General features: G+C 53.0%; 13 protein-coding genes and 1 pseudogene. 11 read left to right on the plus strand and 3 right to left on the minus strand.

What is annotated here, in order from left to right; genetic code table 11:
• Positions 1–284 precede the first annotated feature (284 nt).
• The 7 genes from AABE20_RS08445 to AABE20_RS08475 all read left to right on the plus strand — a co-directional run bounded on the left by AABE20_RS08445 (position 285) and on the right by AABE20_RS08475 (position 3,027).
• Positions 285–674, plus strand: a complete 390-nt coding sequence (locus AABE20_RS08445) for a hypothetical protein (protein WP_338332664.1) — start codon at positions 285–287, stop codon at positions 672–674.
• Between the two features lie 53 nt (positions 675–727).
• A complete protein-coding gene (ssb, locus tag AABE20_RS08450; protein WP_338332665.1) occupies positions 728–1,213 on the plus strand; it encodes a single-stranded DNA-binding protein in 486 nt (161 codons plus the stop codon).
• Between the two features lie 101 nt (positions 1,214–1,314).
• On the plus strand, positions 1,315–1,593 hold the full coding sequence (locus tag AABE20_RS08455; protein ID WP_338332666.1) for a type II toxin-antitoxin system RelE/ParE family toxin: 279 nt from the start codon (positions 1,315–1,317) through the stop codon (positions 1,591–1,593).
• Between the two features lie 11 nt (positions 1,594–1,604).
• The gene (locus AABE20_RS08460) at positions 1,605–1,892 is read left to right on the plus strand and encodes a HigA family addiction module antitoxin (RefSeq protein WP_338332667.1); all 288 of its coding nucleotides are present in this window, start codon (positions 1,605–1,607) and stop codon (positions 1,890–1,892) included.
• Positions 1,893–2,075: 183 nt separating this feature from the next.
• Entirely contained in the window at positions 2,076–2,318 is a 243-nt protein-coding gene (locus AABE20_RS08465) for an AbrB/MazE/SpoVT family DNA-binding domain-containing protein (RefSeq protein ID WP_338332668.1), read from the plus strand.
• A 2-nt stretch (positions 2,319–2,320) separates the two neighbouring features.
• Complete coding sequence (gene mazF / locus AABE20_RS08470; protein ID WP_338332669.1) at positions 2,321–2,650, plus strand: endoribonuclease MazF; 330 nt, start codon at positions 2,321–2,323, stop codon at positions 2,648–2,650.
• 32 nt (positions 2,651–2,682) lie between these two features.
• Positions 2,683–3,027, plus strand: a complete 345-nt coding sequence (locus AABE20_RS08475) for a hypothetical protein (RefSeq protein ID WP_338332670.1) — start codon at positions 2,683–2,685, stop codon at positions 3,025–3,027.
• 31 nt (positions 3,028–3,058) lie between these two features.
• Here the strand turns inward: AABE20_RS08475 and AABE20_RS08480 are convergent, their stop codons facing one another.
• Positions 3,059–3,391 (minus strand): hypothetical protein, encoded by a 333-nt coding sequence (locus AABE20_RS08480; protein ID WP_338332671.1) that lies wholly within the window; start codon positions 3,389–3,391, stop codon positions 3,059–3,061.
• A 1,906-nt stretch (positions 3,392–5,297) separates the two neighbouring features.
• On the opposite strand from AABE20_RS08480, the gene AABE20_RS08485 reads away from it, so the two are divergent.
• The 4 genes from AABE20_RS08485 to AABE20_RS08500 all read left to right on the plus strand — a co-directional run bounded on the left by AABE20_RS08485 (position 5,298) and on the right by AABE20_RS08500 (position 7,009).
• Positions 5,298–5,975, plus strand: a complete 678-nt coding sequence (locus AABE20_RS08485; RefSeq protein WP_338332672.1) for a hypothetical protein — start codon at positions 5,298–5,300, stop codon at positions 5,973–5,975.
• A gap of 59 nt (positions 5,976–6,034) precedes the next feature.
• Positions 6,035–6,289 carry a hypothetical protein gene (locus tag AABE20_RS08490; RefSeq protein WP_338332673.1) on the plus strand — a complete coding sequence of 85 codons (255 nt, stop codon included), beginning with the start codon at positions 6,035–6,037 and terminating at the stop codon, positions 6,287–6,289.
• 303 nt (positions 6,290–6,592) lie between these two features.
• Positions 6,593–6,874, plus strand: a complete 282-nt coding sequence (locus tag AABE20_RS08495) for a hypothetical protein (protein ID WP_338332674.1) — start codon at positions 6,593–6,595, stop codon at positions 6,872–6,874.
• A gap of 3 nt (positions 6,875–6,877) precedes the next feature.
• On the plus strand, positions 6,878–7,009 hold the full coding sequence (locus tag AABE20_RS08500; protein ID WP_338332675.1) for a hypothetical protein: 132 nt from the start codon (positions 6,878–6,880) through the stop codon (positions 7,007–7,009).
• Between the two features lie 303 nt (positions 7,010–7,312).
• Here the strand turns inward: AABE20_RS08500 and AABE20_RS08505 are convergent, their stop codons facing one another.
• Together AABE20_RS08505 and AABE20_RS08510 are read right to left on the minus strand one after the other, a co-directional pair.
• Entirely contained in the window at positions 7,313–7,945 is a 633-nt protein-coding gene (locus AABE20_RS08505) for a hypothetical protein (protein ID WP_338332676.1), read from the minus strand.
• A 73-nt stretch (positions 7,946–8,018) separates the two neighbouring features.
• Positions 8,019–8,225, minus strand: a pseudogene (locus AABE20_RS08510) (hypothetical protein); the annotation flags it as partial.

The following is an 8,225-nucleotide window of genomic DNA, read 5'->3' on the forward strand; positions in this document are numbered from 1 at the left end:
CCCCTCCACTCTCGGAACCGCCTCGGGCGCTCGCCGCCCCGAACCCCGGCAGGATATGGTCTAGTAAAACATTCGGTCTATACTTCGTTTGCAAGCAGTATTTGCGCGAAAAAAACAATAAAAATGGCGGTTTTCAGCTATATATGGGGCTTTTTTGCTTGCGGTTTCTGTGTGTCTGTACTATTCTTTACTTGTTGAGAGGGAATAGGCCCAAACAACAAAGCGCCCCGGTCAGTGTTACGAGCACCAGACCGGGACTGCGTAGAACAGAAAAGGCTACTTTCATGTCCGACGGTAAAAACACTGTAAGCAATTTGCGTTCAGGAGCGCAAGGGAGTGAGGAGGGGCCGCATTACTCAGATCTCACCCTCGCTGCTTTGGTGGAGCATCATGGCTGGCACTATCATAACCCGAACCGGCCTGCGAGCGGTGTGGAACGGCTGTTTGCAGGGCTGGGTGCCGATGGAGAGATGGTGCCCAATGGTGCGCGGTATCTTGGAGCCAATTACTCCGAAGACCCGGAAAGCCGCCGGTATATCGCCCTGCATTCTGGGTTTGACCTGCTCAAAGATTGGGACGGCCGGGAAGGAACCCCTGCGGAGATTGCTGCCCAGGTCAATAAATGGGCGGAACAGTACGTCCAGATGGAACGGGCCAGGCTGAAAGCCGCTTAAATCGTAATTCAGATTAGTGTTATTCTTCGCAATATTTTTAGTGGAACAAGCAAATGTCAGGCAGCGTTAACAAGGTCATTCTGGTCGGTAATCTTGGTAAAGACCCCGAAGTGAGACATGCTCAGAGTGGTCAGAAAATCGTTTCTTTCTCCCTCGCTACCAGCGACACATGGAACGACCGCGCCTCGGGCGAAAAACGCGAGCGGACAGAATGGCACCGTGTTGTGATTTTTAACGACCGGCTGGCCGATGTAGCCGACCGCTTCCTACGTAAGGGTCGGAAGGTGTACCTTGAGGGCGCACTCCAGACCCGCAAATGGACTGATCAGAGTGGGCAGGAACGTTACACGACCGAAGTTGTTGTGGACCGCTTCCGGGGCGAACTGGTTCTGTTGGACAGCCGCAATACGGGTGAAAGTGGTGATGCCGGTTATGGAGCCGGGCAGGACTACGCACCCCGGCCCGAACGTAGCGCAACCAACAGTGGTTTTGCTGCTCCGCATGCCTCTGGTGATCTGGACGACGAAATTCCGTTCTGAGTGCGGCAGATATGTTCACGTTTGTGCCGAACGGGTATGCCACCCGTTCGGCGAGGGGTGTTCCCCGTTGACTGCCGTAACGTTACGCGATACACAATCAAATGATAATCAGCTTCCGACATAAAGGTCTCGAAGGCTTTTATCACACAGGCTCTTTGCGCGGCATCCAACCGGTTCATGCAAAAAAGCTGAGGAACCTTCTCGGTCGATTGGATGTGGCAGAAGGCCCGGACGACATGAATCTACCCGGTTTCAAGCTTCATTCCTTAAAGGGAGAGCTTAAAGATTACTGGTCCGTGTGGGTGAATGGAAATTGGCGCATCACGTTCCGGTTTATAGGTTCTGATGTAGAGTTGGTCGATTATCAGGATTATCATTAGGAGGCGCACCAATGATGTTCAATCCACCCCACCCCGGAGAAGTACTCAAGGATGAAGTCATTTCGGTACTCGGTCTTTCTGTCAAAGATGCAGCGGAACGCTTGGGTATGTCTCGTGTTGCACTGTCCCGCGTGCTGAACGGTAAGGCGTCAATCAGCCCCGATCTGGCATTGCGTCTCGAAATTGCGGGAGCGGGTTCTGCCCGAAGTTGGGCTATGATGCAGGCCAATTATGATCTTTGGAACGCAGCGCAGCACGAACAACCAGAAATCCGACCGTTACAGTCTGTTCCCGCCTGACCTGTCCGGCGGCAGATCAGGTGGGGCGGTTCCAGTGTTGTTGAACTGGTGAAAGCGCTGTCGTGATTGATGGCAGTTCTCTCCCTTGCACAACGGACACAGACATAAAGGCTTGTTGATACATTGTTGACACTTCTGGAGTGCTTTGTGTAATTTGTGGCGAATAATGCAAAGGAAGTCACCATGCAGGTTTTTGTCAAAAAATGGGGAAACAGTGCTTCCGTTCGTATCCCTTCATCTGTGATGAATGCAGCTGGCTTGCGTCTTGATCAGGCGGTTGATGTGCGGGAAGAGGCGGGCCGCATTATTATCGAACCAGTTGTTGTTGCTGAATGTGATCTGGCAGAACTTCTGGCAGGAATAACCCCTGATAACGTCCATAGTGAGGTTGATTTCGGTTCGCCAGCCGGTCAGGAATTGCTTTAATCATGGCTGATTACGTTCCGGATGAAGGCGATATCATCTGGCTCAATTTTACTCCACAGTCTGGGCATGAACAGGCAGGCCATAGGCCTGCTGTTGTCCTCTCGCCTGCTGCCTATAACCGCATCGGCCTGTTGCTGTGCTGCCCTCTGACAACAAAATCCAAAGGGTACCCCTTTGAAGTCATGGTTGATGGCAAAACAAAGAGCTTTGTTCTGGCAGATCAGGTCAAGTCCCTCGACTGGAAATCTCGGGGGGCCAAACGAAAAGGCTGCGTTTCTGAAACAGAACTGTCGTGCATCCGTGCGAAAGCCCGAGCCTTAATAGGTAAATGACCTATCCCTGATCTCTCCACAGGATATAGCCAATGATTGAGACCACCACCGGAACTGACAACGTGATCACCGGCCTCCATCCTCGTGAGGTTGTTTCTCCACGGGACAAGTGGAAGCTGATCTATATTCTGCATGTCACCAAATGGTGGTCCATGGCTTTTGGCCAGTGGACCGATGATGAGCATACGCGTTACGTCCTCGCACAACGCTGGAATGGGGAAAATGGGGAAAAGGGGAACCCAATCTCCAGAGGTTACGCCACTTGGTTTGTCCTGCCGGATGAAACCTACCCTCTCTACATCGAGAGCAGGTTTATTCCTGACGACAGGCGCGAAGAAATTCGAACATTGTTGTCACTAACTGGCAAGAAGAACTAGAAAACGTCTCTCACACTGATATGCATAGAGTTTACGTCTGAGAGACCTGCCGGATCGCCGCGCCTTCTCGTGCAGAGATACGGTTGAAAATCTCTTGAGCCCGTTTTTGTGAAACCACGTATTGATGGCAGTTAGAACAACACTGGCAGCCCTCATGTTCAGTAACGCAACGGCGATGGGTGGAGTGGATCGCAACGACATTATCCTCTCCCGTGTTGTAGAAACAACCATCGGTTGTTTCTACAACACGGACAATATGTGCATAGCCTGTGCCGCTCTTTTCCTCTGTAGAAACAATCGAAAGCCAGTGGCCATTCCGTAATCTTGAAATGGCTTTTGTCTTTAATGGGTTCACCACACTCATCCCTCTTCCGCTAACGCGGGCAGATAGAAAGCCTCAGGAGTTTGGAATGCGTTTTTGGGAAAGCCATTCCGAGCTTATGTCCACGACACACAACGCAAAACTGAAGGCGTTGTGTGTCGTGGATAGATAAAAACACATACGAAATAAATTATTCTATAACTTCTCAGTGATAATCCGATGAGCGATAATATATTACCAGAGCTTCCAGAATAAGAGTTATAGAGACTTACTTTGTCTCGGGCTCATCCCGGTGGGTTCGCAAGCTTCTTCGCGTTGTCGCTGGTGTCCATATCTTCGGTAATTGTATTACAGCGTTCGCACGGTATGCCTCGGTGGCATTCGGTGACGTTGGACATTTCACGCCATTCACTTTCCCAGCCACATCGGTGGCATCGGAACAATGCCACCATATGTTTCCCTGGGGGGTAAACACACCCGTGGTCCCCCAGATCAATGAGGTGAGCAAGCTTGCGCGGCTTTCGCCGCGGTCGCTTCCAGCCAAACAGGTCTCTCTGGCGGGCCACCTTAGTGGCCTCGCTCAGGGGGGGGCGTTCTTCCACGTCAGGGTCCCAACCTGCTCGCCACTCGATGTCAGGACCAGTGGCAGAACCTGTCTTTCCCTGATCAAAACAGCTCCCTCAATGGTCCAGCCAGTTATTTCAGGATTCTGGATAGATCCTTCCCTCTGGATCAGTGAGGGGCGAAGCCTCAGCACGTCTTTGTGGACAACATTAAACCTTAAAATTACACGGCCACTTATTGTTCCCTTCGCTTCCAGCTCAACACGATCACAGTTATTGGAGCACTCAGGCCTCGATAATGTGGATATCGAATTCTGTGTCCCTGAACTGGTGTCTCTCACATCAGGCAGATACATGGAATTCCGGAAGGAAGTGAGAGTCTGCTTCGGACCGTTTAGCACAAGCTGTATCGTTTGCTCTGTCCCATCCTTCAACGAAATGGTCGCAAAACCATAATCGGATGCTTGCGCGGTAGATGTCACAATAAGCGCGAAGAGGCCATAAACCCCATAATGGCGTAGTGTCTGAACAATACACATCTCTTGAAATCCTCATGTCGCTTCATGACAGATCGTCATGCCGTGAGTATCCCCCATCAGGTTGTGAATACGGTTGTCGCATCAGGAAAAGGTTCTGGGGCGGCTCGGCGGGGCCGAGTGCGTTCACACCAGGTTCGCTAGGCGGCAGGCCGCCAACCTCACCCGGAGCCCCCTGCGGGGTCTCCGTGCAGTCGCATACATGCTCACCCGCAGTCTTGTGCTGCCGTGCAGGATATCGAACGGTGGGGTAGGGGAGCGGGGCGTTTCCTCAACCCCCCTGATGCGCAAGGGCGCATCAGGGGGGCACGTTCCGGGGATTACGGCCGAGCATCCAGCTTCAGTATGACAACCCTTTGACCAGCTCATCAACACGGGCCAAGGGCCCCCGCTAGCGCGGCTACGCGACCCTCACGGCGCCTTGGCCATCGTGCGTTCATCGCAGGGCATAAGCCCCGCGCTGCCCGCACGCTGACCGGCTTGTTCTGGACGCTCCGGTGTTGACGAGCTGGTCAAAGGGCTGTCTTGGCCGACGGCAGGATGTGGCTCAGAAAAACGCCTCCATCCCCTCCACTCTCGGAACCGCCTCGGGCGCTCGCCGCCCCGAACCCCGGCAGGATATGGTCTAGTAAAACATTCGATCTATACTTCGTTTGCAAGCAGTATTTGCGCGAAAAAAACAATAAAAATGGCGGCTTTCTGCTATCTATGGGGATTTAATGCTTGCGGTTTCTGTGTGTCTGTACTATTCTTTACTTGTTGAGAGGGAATAGGCCCAAACAACAAAGCGCCCCGGTCAGTGCTACCAACACCAGACCGGGACTGCGTAGAACAGAAAAGGGTACTTTCATGTCCGACGGTAAAAACACAATCGCTCAGAAATCCGCTCCTCGCAAGGGTGATGCAGCCGGTAAGGCTTCCCCCGAACAGGTCCGCCGTTTTAAGGAAGCGCAGGCACGTAAAGCCGCTATGGAGGCTCCCACTCTTCAGGCCGCAAAAGACCTTGCCCCCAAGGAAGTGCAGATTGGCCAGATTGTTTCCATGTTTGGTTTGGAATCTGCCGACACCAACGAATTGCTCGGAGTGGGTGACTCTATTGTGCGTGACCAGTTCAATATTCTTTATCCCGTGCTGGTTAATCAGATTCGTGGTGACGACAATCTGACAGCCCTCAAGATGCACCTTGACCGCACTGTTGACGCTCTTGTTCGCTCCGCTATCGGGTCCGCAAACTTCTATGAAACCCGCCGTCTGGTCGCCAAGGACGCAAAAGACCAGTGGGCCAATGAATATCGGGATCAAGACCGCATGGGCGTTGATGGTGGCCCGAACCGTGTGGACTTTGCCCGCCGGATTGCGGCTGAAAACGCAGTCAAAGCCTATTCTCTGGTTTGCATCGCAGAGGGTGCATGCCTTGCTTATCGGGAACTTATGGGGGCCGAATGGTCAGCATACCAGAACACACGTAACAAACAGCCCATTGACGCTAAAGCGAGCGCTTTGATGGACGATGCACTGGGCATCTGAACAACGATCAGCCGGGCCAAAAGGCCCGGCAAACCTCAATTCCCGGAGCGGTTTTAGAGATGCTCGGTATCCCGGAAAAGCCCCCACAAAATGACATACAGCTCACAGAGCGACTCAAATTGGCGGCCTCTGCTTGCCAGAATCTTGCGCTTACGTTGGTGGGCCTGTCCCTTATCTCCCCATTTTTCGCGGCAGGTGGGTGGTCATGGCACAAGCTGCCCGCAGTTATGGTTGCCGCAATTTTGGAACGTGCAGCGTTTGAGTTTTTGAGTTATATTCCTGCTAAGGAAACCTCAAAGGAGGACAAGCAATGACAAACGCCTTCCTAACTAACACAGTTATGGTGCTCGGTGTGTTTGCTGTTACCTTTGCCGCGAGCGGATGGATTGCACGGTGGCTGTTACCAGCCCGACAGTCTCCAGATCACAAGGGGTAATTGGTAGACTCTCATCGGAAAATCGCGCGGCGGGCTTTGCCCGCCGCAATGCGTTCTGGCCTGCATTTCTCCCCCCGTCTCTCACGGGAAGGCAAGCGCTCTACTAGACGATGCACAGGGCATCTGAAAAACACGCCGGGGCTTTCGCCCCGGCACTCCGTGCAGATTTGGACAGATTTTAATGACGGATTACGACAAACATTCTCACCCGTTCTTGCGGGCGATCCTGCCACCATCACAAACGAGAAAGCACAAAGAGGATAGACTCAAGGCAGTTGCGTCTCTGGCACAATCTGTTGCGCTGGCTATCATAGGCGTGGGGCTGGTGACGCCGGTATTTTCAAATTTTGCCGCTCTCAACTTGCACACGGCTGTTGCGGCCCTTTGTGTCGCACTCTTGTTTGAATTTATTTCTTTGGTGTTGCTCGCTCTAATCCCTTATGATGCAGACAAGGAGGACTGAAAAATGGATAGTTTTTTAACGGGTATCCTTTATCTCGCGCTTCCTTTCGTGTTCCTTAGTGCGGCATTTGCTCTTGCTCTGGGGCCGATTGCCAATCGCCTTGCGGCTATTAGAAAGCGCCTTGAGCAGTCATAACGGCTTTAGTGAGCACTTCTAATGTGTGCAGGTCGAGCCTGCACTCGCCTGCTCCCAATGAACGGCCTAAGGCGGCTTAGGCCGCCTTAGGCGTATCTTGTCCGCTCAACCATAAGCGTATCGCCCGTTCCGGCCTGTCCAGTCAGCCTTCGGCTCCGCTTCGCGGCGGCGCAACCCTCGCCAGGACGAAGTGGCCCGCCCCCAGCGCAGGGCAATAGCCCCGCGCTGGACGCAGCCCACTTCGTCAGGCTCAGGCTGCTCTGAACTGGACAGGCCGGAACAGGCTGGACAGCTCAGCAGGAATTAAGGGGCGTCGCTCAGGTCGCACCAGAGTTGGCCAGTTTTTGAATCATGGTACGTGTGAGCAAGACAGTAGCGGCCCCTGCTGCTCTGGTCCCATGTCGCAAAGAGGAACACAGACGCGCCCAGTAAAATCAGACCTCCAGCCATAAGCACCAACCTGACATAAGCGTGCCAACGGACTTCCCGGTAAAGGGTATATTCCTGTGTGGGTAGCCGCTCGCGAATGCGCTCGAACACCTGATCTTTCAGGCCCTTTTCCAGTGACAGCATGAAATGATTGAACAGCGCCTGCTGGTCCTGCTTGAGAGAAAGCTCCTGCTCCTTCAGCTTCACTTCCCCCGTGTTTTGCAAGGTCTGAATGCTATCAAACCCTTTCTCTAAAAGAGCACGAAGATGTTCAGTGTCCTGTTTTGCTAGAGCGATGATCCGCTCAAGCCGTGCTTCGAAAGATTCCATTTGTGCCGATGAAGCTTGTACCAGCCGTGCTTGAGCATCCATCGCCGCACGCACTGAAATAATCCATCGGCCAAGGGGCGTATGCTCATCAATCCCCTCTAGTTGAGCCGCTTGCTCAAGGGATTTGCCTGCTTCTAGTAAAGCCTGCACCTCATGGTTTTTGTGGTCGGATGACATTGTCATTTCCCTGCCAGAGCACCGCATCTGAAACTTATGTCCAATGCAGTAAAACCTGATTCAAAATGGTAAATTAGGGCAGCCATGAAGAAATGTTGGCCTTGGCAATATTCTGCTCGATAATTTCAAGCCAGTTTTTGACCTGCCAACGTCTCATCGGGTCAAGCGGCTTCCCGGTAACACCATCTCTACCTTCCGGTAACCATCCGGCGAGAGACGCGGGCGTATTCAGGCGGCGATGGTATTGTGGACCTGCTGGTGGGCTTTCCAGTGCCAGGGC

Origin of the sequence: Acetobacter zythi (genome assembly GCF_963921165.1) — a bacterium.
In the GTDB taxonomy this organism is placed as follows: domain Bacteria; phylum Pseudomonadota; class Alphaproteobacteria; order Acetobacterales; family Acetobacteraceae; genus Acetobacter.